The sequence below is a fragment of the Sphingobacterium sp. CZ-UAM genome, from assembly GCF_002000245.1.
Taxonomy (GTDB): Bacteria; Bacteroidota; Bacteroidia; order Sphingobacteriales; family Sphingobacteriaceae; genus Sphingobacterium.
In genome coordinates this window covers 963,344-984,825 of sequence record NZ_MTCM01000001.1, presented here as the reverse complement: position 1 = coordinate 984,825, position 21,482 = coordinate 963,344, and the positions used below count along the sequence as shown (strand labels likewise).

The 21,482-nt window shown below is 45.0% G+C and carries 25 protein-coding genes; 13 read left to right on the top strand and 12 right to left on the bottom strand.

Annotation, left to right across the window (positions count from 1 at the left end; all coding sequences use genetic code 11):
- The 5 genes from BWD42_RS04365 to BWD42_RS04345 are packed head-to-tail and all read right to left on the bottom strand — an operon-like array spanning position 1 to position 4,905.
- Complete coding sequence (locus tag BWD42_RS04365; RefSeq protein WP_077433493.1) at positions 1 to 228, bottom strand: MoaD/ThiS family protein; 228 nt, start codon at positions 226 to 228, stop codon at positions 1 to 3.
- Positions 229 to 281: 53 nt separating this feature from the next.
- The gene (locus BWD42_RS04360) at positions 282 to 1,016 is read right to left on the bottom strand and encodes a sulfite exporter TauE/SafE family protein (RefSeq protein ID WP_077433491.1); all 735 of its coding nucleotides are present in this window, start codon (positions 1,014 to 1,016) and stop codon (positions 282 to 284) included.
- Between the two features lie 6 nt (positions 1,017 to 1,022).
- On the bottom strand, positions 1,023 to 2,792 hold the full coding sequence (gene glp, locus BWD42_RS04355) for a gephyrin-like molybdotransferase Glp (RefSeq protein ID WP_077433489.1): 1,770 nt from the start codon (positions 2,790 to 2,792) through the stop codon (positions 1,023 to 1,025).
- Positions 2,789 to 3,769 (bottom strand): GTP 3',8-cyclase MoaA, encoded by a 981-nt coding sequence (gene moaA, locus BWD42_RS04350; RefSeq protein ID WP_077433487.1) that lies wholly within the window; start codon positions 3,767 to 3,769, stop codon positions 2,789 to 2,791. Before moaA ends, glp begins: the two co-directional genes overlap by 4 nt.
- Positions 3,770 to 3,774: 5 nt before the next feature.
- Positions 3,775 to 4,905, bottom strand: a complete 1,131-nt coding sequence (locus BWD42_RS04345; RefSeq protein WP_077433485.1) for an XdhC family protein — start codon at positions 4,903 to 4,905, stop codon at positions 3,775 to 3,777.
- Between the two features lie 292 nt (positions 4,906 to 5,197).
- Here BWD42_RS04345 and BWD42_RS04340 point away from each other — a divergent pair, with 292 nt between their 5' ends.
- The 7 genes from BWD42_RS04340 (at position 5,198) to BWD42_RS04310 (ending at position 13,055) form a co-directional block, all read left to right on the top strand.
- Complete coding sequence (locus BWD42_RS04340) at positions 5,198 to 5,668, top strand: (2Fe-2S)-binding protein (protein WP_077433483.1); 471 nt, start codon at positions 5,198 to 5,200, stop codon at positions 5,666 to 5,668.
- A 26-nt stretch (positions 5,669 to 5,694) separates the two neighbouring features.
- Positions 5,695 to 7,986 carry a xanthine dehydrogenase family protein molybdopterin-binding subunit gene (locus tag BWD42_RS04335; RefSeq protein ID WP_077433481.1) on the top strand — a complete coding sequence of 764 codons (2,292 nt, stop codon included), beginning with the start codon at positions 5,695 to 5,697 and terminating at the stop codon, positions 7,984 to 7,986.
- A 161-nt stretch (positions 7,987 to 8,147) separates the two neighbouring features.
- Entirely contained in the window at positions 8,148 to 8,501 is a 354-nt protein-coding gene (locus BWD42_RS04330; RefSeq protein ID WP_139351015.1) for a hypothetical protein, read from the top strand.
- Between the two features lie 116 nt (positions 8,502 to 8,617).
- Complete coding sequence (locus BWD42_RS04325) at positions 8,618 to 9,265, top strand: PoNe immunity protein domain-containing protein (RefSeq protein ID WP_175991948.1); 648 nt, start codon at positions 8,618 to 8,620, stop codon at positions 9,263 to 9,265.
- 38 nt (positions 9,266 to 9,303) lie between these two features.
- A complete protein-coding gene (gene fdhD, locus BWD42_RS04320; RefSeq protein WP_077433475.1) occupies positions 9,304 to 10,182 on the top strand; it encodes a formate dehydrogenase accessory sulfurtransferase FdhD in 879 nt (292 codons plus the stop codon).
- A gap of 85 nt (positions 10,183 to 10,267) precedes the next feature.
- Positions 10,268 to 10,618 carry a DUF7009 family protein gene (locus BWD42_RS04315; RefSeq protein ID WP_077433473.1) on the top strand — a complete coding sequence of 117 codons (351 nt, stop codon included), beginning with the start codon at positions 10,268 to 10,270 and terminating at the stop codon, positions 10,616 to 10,618.
- 34 nt (positions 10,619 to 10,652) lie between these two features.
- The gene (locus tag BWD42_RS04310; protein ID WP_077433471.1) at positions 10,653 to 13,055 is read left to right on the top strand and encodes an FdhF/YdeP family oxidoreductase; all 2,403 of its coding nucleotides are present in this window, start codon (positions 10,653 to 10,655) and stop codon (positions 13,053 to 13,055) included.
- On the opposite strand, the gene BWD42_RS04305 is transcribed toward BWD42_RS04310, so the two are convergent.
- Positions 13,043 to 13,759, bottom strand: coding sequence for an NTP transferase domain-containing protein (locus BWD42_RS04305; protein WP_077433469.1), 717 nt, complete (start codon positions 13,757 to 13,759; stop codon positions 13,043 to 13,045). The genes BWD42_RS04310 and BWD42_RS04305 overlap by 13 nt on opposite strands.
- A 139-nt stretch (positions 13,760 to 13,898) precedes the next feature.
- Between BWD42_RS04305 and BWD42_RS04300 the strand changes: the two genes are divergently transcribed.
- The 3 genes from BWD42_RS04300 to BWD42_RS04290 are packed head-to-tail and all read left to right on the top strand — an operon-like array spanning position 13,899 to position 17,262.
- Positions 13,899 to 14,363: a (2Fe-2S)-binding protein gene (locus BWD42_RS04300; RefSeq protein WP_077433467.1), complete on the top strand. Its 465-nt coding sequence runs from the start codon at positions 13,899 to 13,901 to the stop codon at positions 14,361 to 14,363.
- Between the two features lie 14 nt (positions 14,364 to 14,377).
- Entirely contained in the window at positions 14,378 to 15,019 is a 642-nt protein-coding gene (locus tag BWD42_RS04295) for a hypothetical protein (protein WP_077433465.1), read from the top strand.
- A gap of 32 nt (positions 15,020 to 15,051) precedes the next feature.
- Positions 15,052 to 17,262, top strand: a complete 2,211-nt coding sequence (locus BWD42_RS04290; RefSeq protein WP_077433463.1) for a xanthine dehydrogenase family protein molybdopterin-binding subunit — start codon at positions 15,052 to 15,054, stop codon at positions 17,260 to 17,262.
- A gap of 183 nt (positions 17,263 to 17,445) precedes the next feature.
- Here the strand turns inward: BWD42_RS04290 and BWD42_RS04285 are convergent, their stop codons facing one another.
- The 6 genes from BWD42_RS04285 to BWD42_RS04260 form a co-directional block, all read right to left on the bottom strand.
- On the bottom strand, positions 17,446 to 17,775 hold the full coding sequence (locus tag BWD42_RS04285) for a YegP family protein (RefSeq protein WP_077433461.1): 330 nt from the start codon (positions 17,773 to 17,775) through the stop codon (positions 17,446 to 17,448).
- 356 nt (positions 17,776 to 18,131) lie between these two features.
- Entirely contained in the window at positions 18,132 to 18,374 is a 243-nt protein-coding gene (locus BWD42_RS04280) for a hypothetical protein (protein WP_077433459.1), read from the bottom strand.
- A complete protein-coding gene (locus tag BWD42_RS04275; RefSeq protein ID WP_077433457.1) occupies positions 18,367 to 18,738 on the bottom strand; it encodes a hypothetical protein in 372 nt (123 codons plus the stop codon). Before BWD42_RS04275 ends, BWD42_RS04280 begins: the two co-directional genes overlap by 8 nt.
- Entirely contained in the window at positions 18,716 to 19,600 is an 885-nt protein-coding gene (locus BWD42_RS04270) for a hypothetical protein (protein ID WP_077433455.1), read from the bottom strand. The genes BWD42_RS04275 and BWD42_RS04270 overlap by 23 nt, the downstream gene beginning before the upstream one ends.
- Before the next feature lie 25 nt (positions 19,601 to 19,625).
- Positions 19,626 to 20,132, bottom strand: a complete 507-nt coding sequence (locus BWD42_RS04265) for a hypothetical protein (protein ID WP_077433453.1) — start codon at positions 20,130 to 20,132, stop codon at positions 19,626 to 19,628.
- Positions 20,133 to 20,188: 56 nt separating this feature from the next.
- Positions 20,189 to 20,629: a helix-turn-helix domain-containing protein gene (locus BWD42_RS04260; protein WP_077433451.1), complete on the bottom strand. Its 441-nt coding sequence runs from the start codon at positions 20,627 to 20,629 to the stop codon at positions 20,189 to 20,191.
- A gap of 94 nt (positions 20,630 to 20,723) precedes the next feature.
- Here BWD42_RS04260 and BWD42_RS24620 point away from each other — a divergent pair, with 94 nt between their 5' ends.
- From BWD42_RS24620 to BWD42_RS04250, 3 genes are read left to right on the top strand one after another with little or no spacing between them, the layout of a single operon-like run.
- Positions 20,724 to 20,897, top strand: a complete 174-nt coding sequence (locus BWD42_RS24620; RefSeq protein WP_175991947.1) for a hypothetical protein — start codon at positions 20,724 to 20,726, stop codon at positions 20,895 to 20,897.
- A 22-nt stretch (positions 20,898 to 20,919) separates the two neighbouring features.
- Complete coding sequence (locus BWD42_RS04255) at positions 20,920 to 21,147, top strand: hypothetical protein (RefSeq protein ID WP_077433449.1); 228 nt, start codon at positions 20,920 to 20,922, stop codon at positions 21,145 to 21,147.
- 2 nt (positions 21,148 to 21,149) lie between these two features.
- Complete coding sequence (locus BWD42_RS04250) at positions 21,150 to 21,443, top strand: hypothetical protein (RefSeq protein ID WP_077433447.1); 294 nt, start codon at positions 21,150 to 21,152, stop codon at positions 21,441 to 21,443.
- Positions 21,444 to 21,482: the final 39 nt, after the last annotated feature.

The window sequence follows — 21,482 nt, the reverse complement described above, 5'->3', positions numbered from 1 at the left end:
TTATCCTCCTGAATAGGGTGGCATCAGCGCCACAATATCATTTTCCTGTAATACGACGGGATCGTTGATAATCCTGTTGTTGACAGCAATGAGCAGCTTACGATGGGCAAGCGCTACATGCTGATGCGATAATACCGTTAGGAGTTCTTCTGTATCGACTGCCGTCATGTAAAACTCTTTCTCCAGAATATCTGTCAATGCACCAAAGGCCTTAACTTGAACTCTCATTTTTCAATATATCTAATGTATATATGTTACAAATCTTATGTTCATACCTTGAATTAAGCTGTTGTAAACAATAGTTTATAGGCGGCAACCAAAAGTACGGTAGCGAGCACATATTTCAATACTTCCTGATTTAATTTTTTTGATCCCAGGTACGCGCCCAAGAGCCCCCCCATGAATGCGACAGCGATATAAATCCACATATGCACATTAAACGAAATGCCCTGTGTAAGCATACCGCCAAGTCCCGACAATGAATTTACAAAAATAAATGCAGCACTGATTGCCGCAGTCTGTTTTTGATCGGTCCATTTGAGCAGGATCAGAAAAGGGGACAGAATAATTCCGCCACCGATACCGATCATACCCGATAACAGGCCGACAACAGCACCGATGATCAATGCGCCAAGACCGTTGTACAATTTAAGTTCAGCTTCGGCCGGACTTCTGAAAAAGAAAAACCTAACGATCGGAAACAGCAGCAGCAGGCCCAATAAGCGTTTGTAGAGATGATCTTCCAAGGTGATCATGCCACCGATAAAAGCCATAGGCACCGAAGCCACAGCGACCATTAAAAACAGCTTACGTTTGAAATAATGACCTCTATAATACTGTATAAAGGAGGTTAACGAAACAAAAAGATTAAGTACCAGTGCTGTGGGTTTCATCTCCTGCGGCGCAATACCATAGAGTGCCATCAGGGCCAGATAACCGCTGGCACCGCCATGTCCGACAGCCGCATACAGGAAGGCGAGGATAAACAGAAAAAAATAAAAAAGCTCAATAGGCATGTTTGCTTAGCTTAAAAGATGGATAATAACTTCGTCTCCGGCCGCGCAGCCTTCCGAATCTTCCTCCAGAATCAACAGGCAATTGGCATGGGCATAGGATTGGAGCCGATAGGATTCCTGTGCATGAAGAGGTTTGACAGCATGCCCATCGTAGTAGGCCTTGAGAAAATGGGTCAGTCCAGGCTTTTTGTGATAAGCCACCGTGCTGCGTGTCCTGACATAAGGATCGCGCTCAGGCAGCTGCATCATATGCTCCAATGCCGCTACTACATACAGGTAAAAACAGGTCAGCGCAGAGGAGGGGTTACCGGGCAATCCAAAAACAAGCTTTTGCTCCCGGCTGCCGAAAAAGAGCGGTTTGCCCGGTTTCTGGCGGATACGATGAAAATGTTGTTTGACACCACAGCTCTTGGCGACATCCACGACATAATCGTAGTCTCCGACGCTGACACCTCCGACCAAAAGGACAACATCAGCCTTATGCAAGGCTTTCTCAAGCGCAGCGCGGAGCAGGCTTTTGTCATCGCGCACATGACTGCTCTCCACCTTGTCTATCCCTAACTGCTGCAAAGCAGCTTTGAGCTGGTAGGAGTTGGATTCGTAGACTTCGCCATAACCGAGTGCTGCCCCCGTGGGTCTGAGCTCATCGCCGGTGAGGATAATATGCACTATGGGAGCGGCGTACACCGACACTTCGGTACAGCCGATATTGGCCAGGTAACCGAGGGCGGCCGGAGTCATGCGGGTACCAGGCAACATAGCCATACTGCCGGCTTCCACTTCGGATCCTTCGGGGCGGACGTTATCGCCCAATATTAAGGCAGGGTCTTGTATCAAAATCGTATCTGCTTTACTGTAGCTGACTTTTTCCTGCATCACCACCGTATCAGCACCCAGGGGCAGTGGTGCACCGGTATAGATGCGCATGGCCTGTCCGGGATCAAGGGTCTTTGCTGTTGTCGTACCCGCGGGGATCCTATCCACGACGGGAAGTTCCTGCATGCGGTCGGCAAAACGGATGGCGTAACCATCCATGGAGGACTGTGCAAAGCCGGGAATAGCCTGTCCGGCAATCACGGACTGCGCGAGGGTATAACCCAAAGCATCCGGAAGAGCCAAGCGCTCTTGCCGCGGGGCCGGCAAAAAATGATGAATAATGGCTTTGGCTTGTTGGACACTGATAAACTGATGGGGGAGACGGAAATAATCCGCCTGGGTATCCACATCGTATTTTGCGTCTTCGTAAGGGAATATGATCCGGTCGTCGGCATATTGTTCGGCAAATTTCTTTGCGCCCTGCTGGCCTTCGAGCTGCATCAGACCTTCGAAGTATTTTTTATCGAAGAGAACCGGTGCTCCCCAGGTCCCGGAAAAACCGGTAGCCACAATCCCTTTGCCACTGCTATCGGCAAGTTGAATAAGCTGCTGAAAGACATGCTGGTCCACAAAGGGCTGATCGCATAAACTAATGATGCATCGCTCTAGTTCAGGTTGTTTTTTTAGCAACTCCTTTAAACCCATAGCAATGGAACTGGCCAGACCTGACACCCAATGTGTATTGACAACAACCTTAACCTTACTGTTCTGCAACAGCGTATGGATCGGATCGGGATATGCGCCGGTAACAACCGTGACGCTGACGCCCGGGACAGCAAGGGCTGCACGACTGATCCGTTTCAACAAGGGTTCACCCTCAAACTCTAGCAGCTGTTTGGGAAGGCCGAGCCGTGAAGAATTGCCCGCCGCCAATATCATTATACCTGTTTGCTTTATCATCCGCCAATGGTTATCATACTCCGATTTGTGAGGTCATCGGTGTCTATCTGTTCAAAATCTGTTGTTAACTGTCCGCCAAGCGCTTTGGATTTGGCGCGTATATTTTCCTGGATCAGCGGCAGCACATCAGCACCGGCCCTTAAGCCTGTCAGCAGGTCTGTTTCATCCCGGGAAAACAGGCAGTTTTTAAGTTTGCCGTCGGCGGTGAGCCGTATGCGGTTGCATCCCGCGCAGAATGGTGCCGTCATGGTGCTGATCAATGCGATACGGCCCACATGGCCGGGAATCAAAAAGGACTTTGCCGTATCGTGCGATCCAGCCGTAACAGCTTGGATAGGGTAGAACTGCTGGATCTGATGCATAATATCCGCTTGGGTATAGACCTGGTTGCTAGTCCATTTGTTACCACTGAAAGGCATAAATTCGATAAAACGGACCTCCAGCGGATTTTTTTCGGTCAAGGCGGCAAAATCAAGGATCTCATCGTCGTTGATACCTTTCATTACCACCATATTGATCTTGGTGGGGATACCATGCCGCAGGAGCAGGTCGATATTACGGCGCACACGATCGAAGTAATCTCTCCGGGTGATCTGCAGAAAACGTTCGGCGCGTAAGGTATCCAGGCTGATATTGATGCTTTTGAAACCGGCCGCAACAAGCTGCGGCAACATCTCATCGATCCGGATGCCATTGCTGGTCATATGGAGCTCGACCGGAAGCAGGGCCAAACGCTCAATAATAGCGGGTGCATCCTTACGTACCAGGGGTTCACCACCGGTCAGGCGTATCTTTCGGATACCCTGATCCACAAATAGCTTAGCTAAAATCTCAATCTCGTCAACCTGCATCAATTGCTTGTGTGGGGTAAAACTATATTCTTCCTCCGGCATACAATAGAAACAGCGTAGATTGCAGTTATCGGTAAGGGATATCCGTAAATAATCGTGTATACGTCCAAATGTATCCTTGAGCATAATAGTTAATGTATTAGGGGATTTTCGGCATGTATTTTGGTCCTGAGAAATTTGAGGGAGCCACCCGGTCGGCCACTTAAAACGGCTTTGATCTCCGCGATAATGGCCAGCGCAATTTCATCCGATGTTTCGGCGCCGATATCAAGACCTACAGGGCCGTGAATATTATGTTGCTGCTTCTGGCTAAGTTCAATGCCATCCTGCTGTAGATCCGCAAACATGCGTAACAATTTGGTTTTCGGTCCCAATGAGCCGATGTAAGGGGTTGGGCTGTGAACCAGCTCTTTCATTAGGCTGAGGTCATAACGATAATTATGCGTCATCAGCACAAAAACGGTCCAGGGATCTATAGCGATGTGCTGCAGAACCTCCTCAGCGGGGCCTGTAATCAAACGATGGGCTTTGGGGAAGCGTCCTGCCGTCGCATGACCGACCCGCCCATCGAGCACCGTGATTTCCCAACCCAATAAACTAGCGGTTTCCACGACTGGCTGGGCATCATTCCCGGCACCGGCCAGGACCAAATGGACTGTGGGCGCGAGGTATTCAATCAACACTTCCTTATTTTCTCCCGGCCTAGTTAGCGAAGCCAACACGGACTGTCGGTTTGTTCGGGCTAAATTGATATATTCCGTCAGCTCTGGCATTGGTGCGTCTCCAGACTGAATCCCGGCCGTTAAATCTTTAACAAGCAACTTGGTCCCTTCATGTTCTCCTTGTCTGTCGCTGCAAAAGCTGGTCGCCAAAAGGGCTTCATGCCGCTGTTGCAATAAGCTTTCCAGCAGTACGATCGGATGATCTGCCCGCTGCAGGTCTATATATTCGAAAAGAATGTGCACAATACCATTGCATCCAAGCTGCAACCCGATCGCCGAGCCTTCGGCAGTATTGGTATCATAAGTGACAAGCCGATTTTTACGCTGATGGATGGCCAGTAATGCTTTTTTGAGTGCGTCACCTTCCAAACAGCCGCCGCTGATCGCGCCAGTCATCCGGCCATCTTCCGTGACCAGCATACGTGCCCCCGGTCTACGGTAGGAAGAGCCCTCCACCTTGACTACCGTGGCCAATACCATCGCGTTATTTTCGGAAACGGCTTCACGCGCAGCTAATACAATGTCTTTGATCTCTTTCATGCAATTACGGGCAAGCCGGGTTGAACGCGGATATATTGATTAAATGGAACAGCTATTTATTACAATTCCGTTGATCAAATTTAACGATTTACACGGTAAAAAACAGGAAAACTGTAATATTGGTAAAAACATCCGTAAAATGTATAAATAATTGATTAATTTAAATACGATTTTGCAGGACTGAATACGCTGAAAGCGAATACTTAACTAAAAACTTATCGTACGGAACAGCGGAAAGCAAAATCATTCAACCGATTAAATAAAACTTGTAAAGTCAAGAAAAAATAAGATTATGGCAAAATATTCAATTCTGGTAAACGGCAAAAAGCACAATGTTGATGTGCTGGAGGATATGCCCTTGCTTTGGGTACTCCGTGATATCATTGGTCTGAAGGGGACTAAATTTGGCTGTGGCAAAGCCCTATGCGGAGCCTGTACCGTTCACCTTAATGATACCGCAATCCGATCCTGCTCTTTTCCCATTTCCGCCATCGGGGACGGCAAAGTGACTACGATCGAAGGACTCTCGGAAGCGGGCGACCATCCGGTACAGGAGGCTTGGGAGAAACATGTGGTCCCCCAGTGTGGCTACTGTCAAACGGGACAGATTATGAATGCTGCTGCGTTATTGAAAAAAAATGCCAAACCTTCGGAACAGGATATTGAGCAGGCCATGCAGGGCAATCTATGCCGCTGTGGCACCTATAACAGAATTAAAGCAGCCATCCTGGAAGCGGCCGGTACAACGGTCACGACTGGTTAACCCTTCACCAAAAAAGTAGAGATCGCATGAAAATATTAGCTCCTTTTCAAGAAAGAAAATCCCAAAAGGTAGATTCGGAGGTTTTTAGTGTTTCCCGGAGAGACTTTTTAAAAGCCAGTGGGCTGCTTACGGGCGGACTGGTACTCGGTGTCAGCTTTTTCAGCTGTGACGATAAAGGTAAAAAAGTGACCACAGTGGCCCCTAATGTCTACCTGAGCATTGCTTCGGACGGCAAAGTAACCATTGTTGCCCACCGTTCGGAAATGGGACAGGGTATCCGCACTTCACTGCCGCTGATCGTCGCAGACGAACTGGGTGCCGACTGGAGTAAGGTCGAAATCGTACAGGCCGAAGGGGATGAAAAGAAATATGGCAACCAAAATACGGATGGTTCATTCTCGGTGCGCATGTTTTATAAACCCATGCGTGAGGCGGGCGCCATCGCACGTTTGTTACTGTTACGAGCTGCGGCTAAAGAATGGCAGGTAGGCATCACCGAGCTGGACACCCAAAATGGCCAAGTCATTCAACGTGGGTCGGGCAAGAAGAAAGATTTCGGCGATCTGGTGCAAACAGCCTTATCCCTGCCTATTCCAAAGGCGAATGAAGTCAAACTTAAAGACAAAAAGCATTTTAAGATGATCGGCAAGGAGACGCCAATTATTGACCTACATAATATTGTCACAGGTAAAGCGGTTTTCGGGATCGATGCGGTTGCCGAGGGGATGAAAATCGCTGTCATCAAGCGCTGCCCGGTGGTTGGAGGTACCGTAAAATCCGTCAACGACAGTAAAGCGTTAGCAGTACCCGGTGTGATCAAAGTACTTACGATCAAAGGTGCAGGCTTACCGGCAACCTTATCCCGGCCACTCAGTGGGGTAGCGGTGATTGCCGAAAATACCTGGGCAGCGATCAAGGCCCGCGATCTGCTGGAGGTGGAATGGGAATTCGGGCCCAATGCAGGCTATGACTCGGCCAAGCAGATCGAGGAACTCAAGCAGGTGGTGGCGCAGGAAGGCACGCTACGCCGTAAACGCGGCGATTTCAAAGCGGCCAAAGCCAATGCAAAAAAGGTCATTGAACATACTTATATCGCGCCCTACCTGGCGCACGCTACCATAGAACCACCCTGCGCCCTCGCTATGGTGAAAAACGGGAACTGTGAAATATGGGCATGTACGCAAAACCCTCAGGGCGCCCGTGATGCAGTAGCCAAGGAACTGGGAATTGCGGTGGAAAAGGTAAAAATGAATGTCACACTGCTGGGCGGTGGATTCGGACGGAAGTCCAAACCAGATTTTATCCTCGAAGCGGCGGTACTGGCCAAAGAGTCTGGGCTGCCGATCAAGGTACAGTGGACCCGGGAGGATGATATCCGCCATGATTATTATCATGCACTGAGCGTACAACGTATTGTGGCAACCATCGACAGCCAAAATAAACTAAGCGGCTGGGCGCATCATATTGCCAATCCGTCGATCTCGGCAACCGAAGACCAGGCTGTGGTACAACCCAGCGATGGCGAGCTTATGCTGGGGGCTTCGGATTTCCCCTACAATGTACCGGCCATCAATATTGCAACACATGATGCCAAAGCACATCTGCGTATCGGCTGGCTGAGATCGGTACGCAATATCCCACAGGTATTTGCTGCGGCCACCATGCTGGATGAAATTGCTGAAGCCAGAGGTATCGATCCCATTGCCAATGCCTTGGAACTGCTTGGAGAAGACCGTCATATTACCTTTGACCAAGAACTGATCAAAACCAGCTATCCCAACTATGGTGAGAAGATCAGCGACTATCCATGGGATACAGGCCGCATGAAAAAGGTGATCGAACGGGTAGCCAAGGAGTCGGGCTGGGGAAAAGTAATGCCTGCAGGCAGCGCACTGGGTTTTGCAGCACATAAGAGCTTCCTGACCTATGTGGCCTGTGTGGTAGAGGTACGTGTGGATCAGAACAAGAAAATCAGCATTCCGAATGTATATTATGCGGTCGACTGTGGCTTGGCTGTCAATGTAGACCGAATCAAATCGCAATTTGAAGGCGGCGCGCAATTTTCAGCAAGCCTGGCACTCAAAAGTACCATTACCGTAAAAGATGGTCAGGTGGAACAGGGCAATTTTGATGGTTATCAGATTATCCGGATGCCCGATTCTCCCAAACAGATCCATGTGCATATTGTGGACAGTGATGCCAAACCGACGGGGGTGGGCGAGCCACCGGTACCGCCATTTACACCGGCGCTCTGCAATGCCATTTATGCAGCAACGGGAAAACGGATCTATACCCTGCCTATTGATCTGACGGTATAAGTGTCATGAAAATTGTTTTATCAGACAATTATTCAGGTTTTGAGGTGTTATATTTTATGTCTTTAAAATGAATAAAGCGGATATTTCTTTATTAAATGAAATAATGACACTAATTTAGGCGTACTGAAGCGATATAAATTTGAAAGTTCAATAAAATTTAAATGAAGCAAATATTATTTGTTGTGAGTTGTCTTTTAGTAATGAGCTGCAATTCACAAAAACAGGAAGATCCAAGACTTATCGGTAAGTGGAACGGAGCAGTGAAAGATTCGGAAACAGGCGGTTCCATGGAGAAGATCTCGCTGGAATTCACAAAGGATGGAAAACTCATTCAGCAGTTGGGGCAAGGTGAAACGCAACTTATAATTACATCGACCTACGAAACCGAGCAGGATAAGCTAATCACGGTGGAGACTGCTACAAAAGAGAAAACTGAAGGTATTTTTAGCATAAAGAATGACACATTAACGATTAGTTATGAAGGTGTTGAGAATAAATATATGAAACTTAAGTAAACATGGGCTTTTTCAGCAAAATTTTTGGAAGCGCAGAACCTAACAGTTCATCGCAACCAGTAAGGGCGCAACATAAAAATTTAAAATACTTCGAGAGCGAACTTGAAAGAATTGATTTGTGGATACAAGATGACGATGAAGACTTTCAGTCCTATAAAGAAAAAAATGGCTGTCTGGAAAATCACCATTACATTGAAGCCTGTAGTATCAGGCTTCAAAAAATCCAGCTTATTTATTCCAAAGGCGGGGAACTAGAAGCAATACTTCCTATGCTGGACGAAGCGATGAGCTTTCTCCTTCAGGCAGATCCAAAGGAGTTCAAAAATAACTACCTATTTCTTAAGTGCTGTTCTTTGCTATTTCTGCTGAACAAACTTCAGGATCATTATCCGGGAATACAAACTTTCATAAACATTTGGGAGAACAGCGATACCGAACCGGTTTTTAAACCGCATCGCTTGATATACTTTATCGTGGGTCTTGAGAGCGAGGGCAAAAGTACGAATGATTATCGCCCATTTGTGATATTACAGGACATCATCAACCTTCCTGACAAAGAAGCAGAGGTAGCCATCAAGCAATACCTGAAAAACTGGTATGAGATGCACAAGGAGGAAGCCTGGTACAATTCCCATTTGAGAGAATGGGGCTACAGTGGTTATTGGGCATGGGAAGTGGCTGCTGTTGCCAAAAGAATGGGCCTGGACAACGATACCTTTAAGGACAATGCTTATTATCCGTACGACATGACACATTGGGAATAAGGAGCTTTAACAGTTAGGACGTATAAAAAATCTGCACAATGAAATCTACCGCATTACAGCGTACCACAATAAAACAAATTGACCTCGTCAAAGTAAGCGGTAGGTCGCAGGAACGAATATCAGATAGTATCTCGATAGAGGAGCCCCTGGAGATCCGGATACAAACGACAGTGGCAGGAATAACAGCGCATAAGAATATTTCCGTCACGATGCGTACCCCAGGGCATGATGCCGAACTCGCCACTGGATTTCTCTTTACCGAGGGGCTTATTTCGGAAGCGGGTCAAATCAGGTCGGTGGATCATGTCGATGCATTGTGTGCCCGAAATAGCCATAATATTATTGTGGTAGAACTTTGTGAGGGATTTGCCCCCGAAACAAACAGCCTGGACCGGAATTTCTACAGCAGCTCCAGTTGTGGCGTATGTGGAAAAGGATCAATTGGGGCAATCAAAACAGTCAGTATTTTTAAGGAGCTTATTCCTGAAGCTTTCACGCTGGACTACGAAGTGCTCTACACATTATCAGACCAGCTCCGCGCTGCACAGGGAAACTTTTCCGCGACCGGCGGCATACATGCCGCAGGGCTATTTGACAGGAATGGGCAACTTATCGCCCTGCGGGAAGATGTAGGTCGCCATAATGCACTCGATAAGCTCGTGGGACATGCGCTGATGAACAGTTTATTGCCCTTGCAGAAAACGATATTGCTATTGAGTGGCCGTGCCAGTTTTGAACTTGTACAAAAAGCGGCCATGGCCGGTATATCCTGCATCGCGGCAATCGGTGCCCCCTCCAGCCTGGCAATCGAATTGGCCAAGGAATTTGACATAAGCTTATTGGGCTTTTTGCGGGATCACAGATTCAATATCTATCATCAGGGAAACAATATGACGATTGGCGGGTTAATACCATAGGTTCAGTATGATCTGAAAAGCCCATGTCGGTCGACAAAAAATTAAAAGATAAAATCAGGCAGCAAATTGATAAATAGCTAGAAAGATGAAAATAAGAATCAAGGATAATACAGTCAGGCTTCGGTTGACCAGGTCTGAAATTGATCAGTTAGGTACCCAGGGGGAAGTATCCGGGCGGACCGAATTTATCCAGCAGGATCTTGTTTACAACATTGTCCAGTCAGCTACCGAATCACTTGTAGCCTCTTTTGTGGGCCATAAAATCACGGTCGGTTTATCAGCTGAGATGATCAGGGAATTGGTCCAAACGGAACGGATAGGCTTCGAGGGGCAATCGGGAAAAGTAAAATTGCTCGTGGAAAAAGATTTTGCCTGTATTGACAATACGACGGAAGATCAAAGTGACAATTATCCGAACCCCAATCTCGCATGCTGACTTTAAAAAAATAAGTATCCCAATACCTATCGTCATGGAAGAAAACAACAGAAAGCAAGAACTGGAGCATGATATTCAGGCCGAGCCACAGGCAGAAAACCCTTATAAGCTTCTTGACCTTAAGCTGACCCCCGTGGAAAAATCGGCGGCGGGTATTCCGGCAGTTTTGGCTGCCTTTGCAGATCTTATTGAAGAAAAGACGCTTTTTAGGGGCACCAAAGCCTTATTCAAAATGAATCAGATGGGCGGATTTGACTGTCCGAGCTGTGCCTGGCCCGATCCGGACGATGAACGCTCGCCCATAGGTGAATATTGTGAAAATGGCGCAAAGGCCCTGGCCGAAGAGGCAACCACAAAACGGGTGACGCCAGAATTTTTCAAAAATAATTCCGTCTATGAGCTGGCACAGCTCAACGACTATGAGATTGGAAAAATGGGACGCCTGACGGACCCGATGTACCTAGCCCCGGGGGCAACGCATTACGAACCGATCAGCTGGGAGGGGGCCTTTCAGAAAATTGCCACCCAACTTAATTCCTTGGCCTCACCGCATGAAGCGGCTTTTTATACCTCTGGCCGTACCAGCAACGAAGCTTCTTTTGTCTATCAGCTATTTGCCAAAGAATTTGGCACCAATAATATGCCCGACTGTTCCAACATGTGCCACGAGACTTCGGGTTCGGCACTGCGCCCAACGATCGGCATAGGAAAGGGCACTGTCAAACTCGCAGACTTTTATGAAAGCGAACTGATTGTGATCATCGGACATAATCCGGGGACGAATGCCCTCCGCATGATGAGCGCGCTGGAAAAGGCCAAAAAAAATGGCGCTAAAATTATTGCCATCAACCCCTTACCGGAAGCTGGCCTGATGGGTTTCCACAACCCGCAACAGATCAATGGCATTATCGGCAAGGGCGTAAGTCTGGCCGATCTCTACTTGCCGGTAAAGATCAATGGGGATATGGCGCTCCTAAAAGCACTGGAAATGATCTTGCTGGATCTGGAGCATAAAAATCCCGGAAAAGTACTCCATACCGACTTTATCAAGAATAAGACTACGGGTTTTGAAGCCTTTAGGCAGCAATTTGATGAATCCAAATATACACTTGAACAGCTGGGCCAACTGAGCGGTGTGGCTGTAGCCGACATCCAACAGGCAGCGGAACTGCTGGCTTTCAAAAATAAGATTATTTTCTGCTGGGGAATGGGACTGACGCAACAGCCCAATGGGGTGGATATGATCCGCGAGATCCTGAACATCCTGCTGCTGAAAGGAAGCATCGGGATCAAAGGTGGTGGCGTATGCCCAGTACGTGGGCACAGTAATGTGCAAGGCAACCGTACCATGCTCATTGACGAGAAACCCACGGATGAACAGCTGGATAGGCTGCGACAGTATTTCGGATTCGAACCGCCCCGCGAACACGGCTACGATGTGGTACGCGCTATCAAGGCCATGCACGCCGAAAAGATTAAATTTCTCTTCTGTATGGGCGGCAATTTTCTGTCAGCGACACCTGATACCACATTTACGGCAAATGCATTGCGAAAGCTCGATCTATTGGTCTGCGTATCCACGAAGTTAAACCGCGGGCACCTGATCCACGGCAAAGCAGCCCTTATTTTGCCCACCTATGGCCGTAGCGACAAAGATATTGTCAATGGGAAGGTCCAGATCGTCAGCACAGAAAATTCCATGGGCGTGGTACAGGCTTCCAAAGGTGTGCTGGACGCGGTATCCAAAAACCTTATCAATGAAACGCAGATTGTATGCCGGATGGCGATGGCAACCCTAGGCAACCGCTCCGTTATCGATTGGCAGCGTTATCACGATAGCTATGACGCGGTACGTGATGCGATCGAGCACTGTATTCCGGGTTTTGAAAACTATAATGTCAGGGTACGGCAGAAGGAAGGCTTCTATCTACCCAATGAAGCCCGTGATTCCCAGTCTTTTGTTCGGCAACTGGGTGGTTTAGCACCTTTTACACAAACTGAGCTACCACATAACCAGCTCGCAGATGATGAATATATGATGGCGACAACTCGTACCCATGATCAATTCAACACGACCATCTATGGGTTGGACGACCGCTATCGGGGAATCAAAAATGAGCGTCGCGTGATTTTTATGAATCCGCAAGATATAGCCAAGGCGGGTTTTAAAGCCGGAGACAAAGTGGACCTTTATAACTATGATGATGGAATAGAGCGCGTAGCACCTTTATTCCTGATCGTGTCCTACGCCATTCCGGAGAAGAATACAGTCACTTACTTCCCCGAAACAAATGTCCTTGTACCGGTCAATAATGTGGTCAGGGAAAGCAATATGCCTGCGTCCAAATATGTAAAGATCAAGATCAAAAAACATGATCCGGAGGTGTATAAGAAAGTGGATGAAATGCTTTACCGTGGCGCCCTTCAGCGGCCCTGAATTTTGGCAGCAATCATCGCTTTTACCCTGCTGGCTTCGGCGGGGGTATTGACGTTGGTAAGTACTTTTCCGTCAGGCGCATCGATCCCTGTGACCTGCTGCTGTATCAATAGCTGACGTGGCGATAGTTTATGCGCGCCAACCATCTGCTGAAGGAGGGGATAGGAGGCGGGCTCCCAAATGGCAAACAATGGCTCGGGAAACTGGAGTCGGGGCCCTGTAAAGGCCGTAGCTATTTGTAATGGATCCCGCTGTTGAACCAGATACCCAATCGCGGCACGATCCACCAAGGGTAAATCACAGGCAATGACAAGCCAGGCCTGCTCGGGATGCGCGTCAAATGCGGTCAGTATACCACCCATAGGGCCAATATCCGGATAGTTATCGGGCAGTAGCTCATAGCTGTATACAGCTGCTTCATCCATCATTTCGGACAGCTGCTCCGGGCGACAGGAGATATAAACCTTTTCGCAATAAGCCCGCAACAGATCAACCAGGTGGTAACATTGTTGTTTACCATGCCATTGGATCGTCTCTTTGGGCTTTCCCATCCGTAGGCTTCTGCCACCGATGAGCACAAGGCCATTTAATCTGGGGTATATCGTGTCATTGAAAATCATTGCTGTCGCTGCTAAGTATATCAATTGTATTGAAGTTACGGAATTTAGTTTAATCGTGAAAATGCCGTATTGCTGCAGTAGCATGTGTTGCCCTTTGACGCTGATCTACTTACAGCCTATATGGGCAATATTACCTATTTGTATAATATTTTATCCAAGCTATGGCTCAAATGCTTATTTTTATTGAAGGATCCTGTACGGAGTAACTAAGAATAAACAAATTATGAATAGCATACGAATCAATAAAAAGGAATATACGGTAGACGTAGATAAGGAAATGCCTTTATTGTGGTTCCTGAGAGATTATGTGGGATTAACGGGTGCAAAATATGGTTGCGGAGTTGCCCAATGTGGGGCCTGCGTCGTCCATCTCGACGGGGAGGCTGTACGTGCCTGTGTGACGAAGATGAAACGTGCGATCGGCAAAGAAGTCACCACCATTGAAGGCCTTTCGGAAAATGGCGATCATCCTTTGCAGCTTGCATGGAAAGATGTCGATGTTCCACAATGTGGTTATTGCCATGCCGGACAGATTATGTCAGCAGCCGTACTGCTACGTGAGCGTCCGACCCCCACAGATCAGGATATTGACGATGCCATGGCCGGAAATATCTGTCGTTGCGGCACCTACTCCCGCATCCGTAAGGCAATTCACCAGGCTGCGGAACTCCAGAAACAAAAGGGTTAACCTTAAAAATCGTTATGAAAATAGATAAAGAAAAAAAAGAGATAACTAAGTTTAGGCTTCCTGTAACACTTAGTGTTATCGGGTTATTTCTGATCGGTATCGTCTCCGCATTTTCGGATGATGCGCACTATACAGAAAATAAAGAAATAGCTGTCTTAGTGAAAAAAGATAGTGCGCGATCTGTCCATGCTTTTAAAAAAGTATATGCGGTACTGCAGAGTCCGCGTTGCATGAACTGTCATCCCAGCGGTGATATTCCGTTGCAGGGTGACGACAGCAGGCTTCATGCCATGTTTCCCAAACGCGGTGCCGACGGGAAGGGAATACTGGCCATGAAATGTACGAACTGTCATCAGGCCGAAAATTCCGCAGGTTTAAAAACACCTCCGGGAAGTCCGGATTGGCATTTACCGCCCGCCAACATGAAAATGGTTTTCCAGGGACGTAGTGCCCCTGAACTCGCAAAACAATTGGTAGACCTAAAACAAAATGGAAACAAAGACCTCAAGGCATTGATTGCCCATGCCGATGATGGTCTGGTCAAATGGGGCTGGAATCCCGGAGAGGGCAGAACATTGCCGCCGATAAGCCATGCCGAATTTAAAGAGGCATGGATTACCTGGTTGACTAACGGGGCCTATGCGCCAGCGCAATAAGGATAGGATAAACCAATTTTGAAAAACGAACGATGAAAGCAGATAAAACAACCCTAGATAGAAGGTCTTTTCTAAAAGCCGCTTTGTTGGCTGGCGGTGGATTGATATTGCGGTTTAACTGGCCGGTAGGGAATGCAGTAGCCGCAGAAAAAGATCATACCGCACCCGCTACGTTGAACAGTTATATCAAGATCCACCCTGACGGAAGGGTGACACTTTTTAACCCCAATCCGGAATTTGGCCAAAACGTCAAAACTTCGCTGCCCATGATTTTGGCCGAGGAACTGGATGTTAGCTGGGACAGTGTGCAGGTGGAACAGGCTGATTTTTTTCCGGAACACTTCGAACGTCAATTTACCGGCGGCAGCCAGTCTATCCGAAGAGCCTGGCCCATATTACGGACAGCCGGTGCCACTGCGAGGCAGATGCTGATGCTTGCCGCCGCACAACGCTGGTCTGTTCCACTGGACGAAATCAGCACAGCTACCGGGAGCCTGTATCATAAGCAGAGTAACCTTAAGCTATCCTATGGTGAAGTTGCATCTGCGGCCGCCCAAATTCCGGTACCAAAAAATGTACGGCTCAAAACAGTCGCCGACTTCAAAATTATCGGCTCATCCAAACGCAATGTTGAAATCGACAATATTGTGACCGGCAAGCCTTTATTTACGAGCGATTACAAAAAGGAGGGCATGCTCATTGCGATGATTGTCCATCCGGCTAGTTTTGGAAGAGAAATTACCAGCATAGACGACAGAGCCGTCCGCCAAATGCCAGGAATAAAGGATGTATTTACCATAGAGCCCCTATTAAGGGATTATAAGAAAAATGGTTTCGATGTGTTTAGCTACGGACAGATCGCTGTCATCGTTGGCAATAGCACGTGGGAAGTGATGCAAGCGAAGAAAAAACTGATCCTGCAATTGAGCGGCCCAACAGGCAATGCGCAAAATGGGAAACCTGATTTTTTGGAAAGTACAGGCCGGCATTATGCAGCTATGGAACAGGCCTCGACACAGCCAGCGCAAGTGAAACGGCGCGATGGCGATCCCGAGTCGGCCTTTAAAACTGCGGCCCGCATTATCGAACGTACCTATACAGCGCCTTTTCTTGTGCACAATACGATGGAACCGGTAAGCTGTTTTGCTGATGTCAGGGCTGATCATGCGGAATTGTATGCCCCCATACAGGCACCGGAGTTTATCACCAAAACGCTGTCTGCCCGACTGGGACTACCGAAAGAGAAAATAAAAATTAACCTGGCGCGCATGGGTGGGGGTTTTGGCCTGCGCGCTTATGGACATCATGTGGTCGAAGCGGCAGTTATTTCCCAAAAAATCCAAGCCCCTGTCAAGCTGATGTATACGCGGGAGGATGAAACGACATATGGAATCTACCGACCTAGTTATAGCGCCACCTATAGAGCTGCTTTAGATGAAAACAACCAACTAATTGGTTTTCATATCAAAGCAGGCGGAATACCTGAAAGTCCGTTGCACGAAAACCGATTTCCGGCCGGGGCGATAGAAAATTACCTCGCAGAGACTTGGTCTATACCCTCTGCAATCACAGTCGGGGCTTTTCGTGCACCGGGGTCTAACTTTATTGCCTGTGCTGAACAGTCGTTTTTGGATGAACTGGCCTATGAAATGAAGAAGGATCCCTTGGATTTCAGATTAGAGCTGCTCAAACGTGCGAAGGAACGACCTGTTGGACAACGTAATGACTATGATGCCGACCGTTATGCAGGCGTCATCCAACTATTAAAAGACAAAGCTGCGAACCTGGCAAGACCAGCCAGAACAGGGCGGGGGACAGCGGCTTATTTTTGCCATAATACCTACGCTGCAGCACTGGTGGATATCGGCGTGAAGAACAATGAACCTTATGTCACACAGGCTCTAGCAGTCATGGACTGTGGGATTGTCATCAATAAAGATGCGGCTATCAATATGGCTGAAGGGGCACTCATCGACGGCATAGGGAATGCCCTGTATGGTGAGCAATTATTTAAGGATGGGGTACCCTTAAAAAGCAATTTTAATACCTATCGGATGATCCGCATGCATGAGGCTCCCGCAAAAATCGAAGTACATTTTGTGGAGAACCAGGACAATCCAACGGGTATGGGGGAACCGCTGTTTCCACCGACTTTTGGCGCCGTGGCCAATGCGCTGTTTGATCATACAGGAAAAAGATATTACAGACAGCCTTTTGTGAAACAATCCGGAGAAAAGAGCTAACTAAAAGCATATTCACGTTTGGTTCGTTGAATTGGGCTACCTTAAACCGACCTTCTCTGTGGTGGATTTTAAGATCATAGCTAGAACAATCCGTGCTAAGGATAGAAAGTAATCCTATGATTTAGACGAAGAAGCCCGATCATTGCTACCGGGCTTCTTCATGTAAATCCTCATTTTTAACGGCTAATCAAGATCTTCGATCGTAGCATCTGGCGCATTTGATTTTACAGATTCGATACCATTTTCCATACCACTTGCACTTTCATATAGTTCACTTGTACCGATAACTTGACCATTGGTCGCTTTTAAGTTGAAATAGTGTTTCCCGTTTGTTGAGGTCTTCCTTTCGAATTTATTGTTGTCCTGTGCATTTCTTTTAACTGATTCAATTCCATTTAAACAATTCGCCTTTGTTTTATAACCTTCACTGTTCAGAATGACCTGACCATTTCCGGACTTTAAATTAAACTGGAATTCACCGTCTTTTCTGGTTTTCACTACAAATTTTCCCATTTTTTCCTATTCTAATTTTTTATATGATAAATACAATTTACTTTGTTAATAAAGATAACGTATTAAATTGTTTTTATTGTGAAACAATGATTAAATTCTCCATTGAGCCCATAAGATATCAAAATAGTAGACAAAAGCTTACATCAGCATGAAGTCCCAATCATTAGCTCCCTTTCAAAAGCGGATTATAGTAGTAAAACAAAAATGCCATGAATAACAATTATTCATGGCATTTGTACAATTTGGCGGAAAGGGAGGGATTCGAATTCACGGAACTCTCCGTTTTTATTAGTTTCGACCCATTTTTATGCTTTTTCATGCGTTTTCCAGGAGGGATTTTGGTGCTGTTTTTTGTGCTAGTTAGTTTTGAAATAATGCTTGAACATGGCTCTAAGTCCAAAGCCTAAAGTGGCATTAACAATTGACAACCACCAAACTTGCCCGCATTTATCTTTAATGACACTATATACTATTATACCTAAAACACCCAAGAAAAGTATTGTTAATATGATTACCAATCCAAACTTCACAATTACATCGCCCATCAAACCATATACTTCAACTTTTTCTTTAGTAAGTTCCTTTTTTTCTCTAATCATTGCCCACAAGTTTATAGAAAATTATAGAATCTAAATTAGCCTTATCAAATTGAAAATTTTCTTCTCCTCGGATCTCACAATTTTGACATTCAACATCAAGGTGTTTAGTAGTGTTTCCGTATTCTTCTGAAAACATTATTTTTTTACAATTAGAGTTAGGGCAAATGTAACCGATATGTTTTGTGAGCTTCTTTTCCCTGACGGCCAAATCACAAAAAAATCTTGCAACCTTTGTAGACATACCAAAAAAGCTACGGATATTTTCCACATATATCTTTTTAGGATCTGTGTTTTCAATCGTGGATTGCTTCTTTTCAACCCATTTTCCAATAGAGGTCTTGTCAATTATTTCTAATAATTTCATCGATTACAGCGTTTATCTGATTCAAATTCTTTGGATATATATTGAACGAAAGAGTCCCATTTGTAGCATCACAGATAAAATGTTCCGGAAAATTCTCATCCTCACCAAGATATCTAAAGGTACAGTTCTCTAAAGGATTTCTCATTGTTTCGATGTATGCTTCTGGATATATCTCTTTGTATAAACTATTTTCATCCATTATTTCAGTTGCTCGTGAAGAATCTTTCCTATAAGCAACTTCTCTACTGTCTATAATATCATTTTCCCATAAATGTTTTACACCTCGATTTAAATCTGCCTTACCTGGCCGAACATGGTGATTTTGATCAAAATAAGTTAAAATACTATTTATTGCATCACTGTCATCCGAAAGTTTTTTCGATTTTAGAACCTCAACAGTATTACCTAAATATGCTCTCAGGTTACTTTCAACTTTAGTGAGTTTAATAACAATGTAATTTCCCTTAACGATCACCTGGTAAGGCTGTTTGATTATGAGATTGAGTTCCTGATAATTTCTATTTTCATCTAAAATTCTGATTTCTACTACAATAGAATGATAACCACCTAAAGTTAACACACCATCTACCAACTGTTGGCTTGTGATTTCCAAACCCAATTCGTCAGCAATAACATTATTCCTATGTCTATAAACATTTGCTGTATTATAAACATAAATTGATTGTTTTGTTATATTAACATGGTTGAAAACAAATTCAGATATTGCTTGATCATTAAATCTTGCAATTATATCATTTACTATTTCAGATTGAATTCTTTGTTCAGAATTAAAATTCTCTTTAATATAATGTACTGGGTAAAGACGCAGAAGTCTATTATTTATTGATTGCGGAGTATTCATTTATTATGGTTAATATTATATTTTTTTAATTGGCGTTTTCGGAATTCAAAACAACGAAATTGGTATCTAAATAGAATTTCATATCATTTAAGACCAATGCACCGTAAGAATTTTTTCCTCTCATCTTATGTTTAATCGAATATCCAACCAATACATTCGGTTTCATTGTATCACTCTTTGATAAAATGGTATCATACATTCTTTCAACATACTCAGCTCCTAATTTATAATTGATCTTCAAGACATCATTATTTGACTGTTGTTTGATAAGCTTACCAATACTGTCCACTTGTCGTTCAAATTTTTTGATTTTCTTTAGATACTCAGAGCCTTCTCTAGAGTATTCATACGATCCGAAAGTCGGTTCAAAGCTATGCCACTCAATAGATTCATAGCTTGAAGGATCATTCATATTCTTTTTAAGATATATGGTCGAAGCTTCTATAGCTAATTGCTCCTTGCTTTTGTTTTTGCAAGAAGAAAAAAATTGAGTGATACAAACCATCATCAGCATGACTAATATTCTTTTCATATCAATTAATTGGTCAATATAAATACTAATACTCTCTTATATAGACTATCCAAGCTCTACGCTGTGCCTCGTCTTTTAGTTTGGTTAAGTTCTAATTCTAACCCAGAAACTTTTGCCTTATACTCTTCCAATTCTTTGAGCAACCTTTTTTTATCTTCTCTGAGTTCGGCAACTTGAGTTTCAAGGTTCAATATTAGCTTGTCTTTATCTGCAAAAGAGGTGTTCGCAAAATCGAATTCACTACTATCCTTTGGCGTCAAATATACTGCGCCAACCCCCGTTTCCCACCAATCAATATTAACGTTTAAAAATTTCTCAAGTTTTAAACCTAAATATTTTGGGGGTTCTTTTTTTCCGTTAAGCACCTCAGAAAGGTAGCTAGGCGACATTTTTATCGCTTTTGCGAACAATGCATTTGTCTTAAATTCGCTTTCTTTTATGATTTTTAACAACCTATCAATTTTTTGCGAATTTTTATTTACCTGATTATATGTCATTTATATTTTATTATTCTCAAAATAGAATTATTATTATGATAATTCGCAAAAGAGAATTATATTTGTTTTATAATAATCAAAGATAGCAAAAGAGATGAAAAAGATAGTAAACATTCTAAAATCTCATGGGGTTCAAGTGATCCACAAAGCAGATGGTATTTACGCATTGGAACAGGTAGTTGATGTCAATACCAAGAATTCTACCATTGTTGAACACAAGATCAACGACTGGACCACTGGCGAGGCACTTATTTTCTTAGGCTATTAATCGGATAAAAAGTAAAGTAGATATGCAAGTATTAGAAACACCTGAAAAAATGTCCTGGAGAAAGCGAGTACTCGCTTGGAAGATTGGGCAAACTGCTCCTGTAGCAATAGAATCTGCGTCTGCGGTAAGATCAGAAATTTCAATCTGTAAAAAGAGATTCAATAAGAATCTACGCTTCAAAACTTGGAGTGATACGGTTGATGGCAAAGATGTCGTAATGGTTGAACGCTTACCTGACGCTGAAGCATAATAATGGACAACCAAGCATTGATCGAAATGGCAAAGCAGATTGCGATGCAGCAAGCGGAAATCGACCGTTTGCGATCCATGCTCGATGTTCCAAAGAAAAGCAAAAAGCAGAAGGAAGATGAAACAAAGCAGAGGAGATTGTCGCTCGTAACCAAACTTTATAGGCAGCAACTAGATAAAGCGATGATTAAATACGCTGATAGGATAGAGAAGCTGAATAAAGAAAAGAAGCAATTAGGCTTACCTCTTTTCGATACCAAAGCCATTCTCGAAGAATTGCTTGAACCATTTAAATAAAAAAAGCCTGAGTTCGTACCTCAGGCAAGTGACAACCAT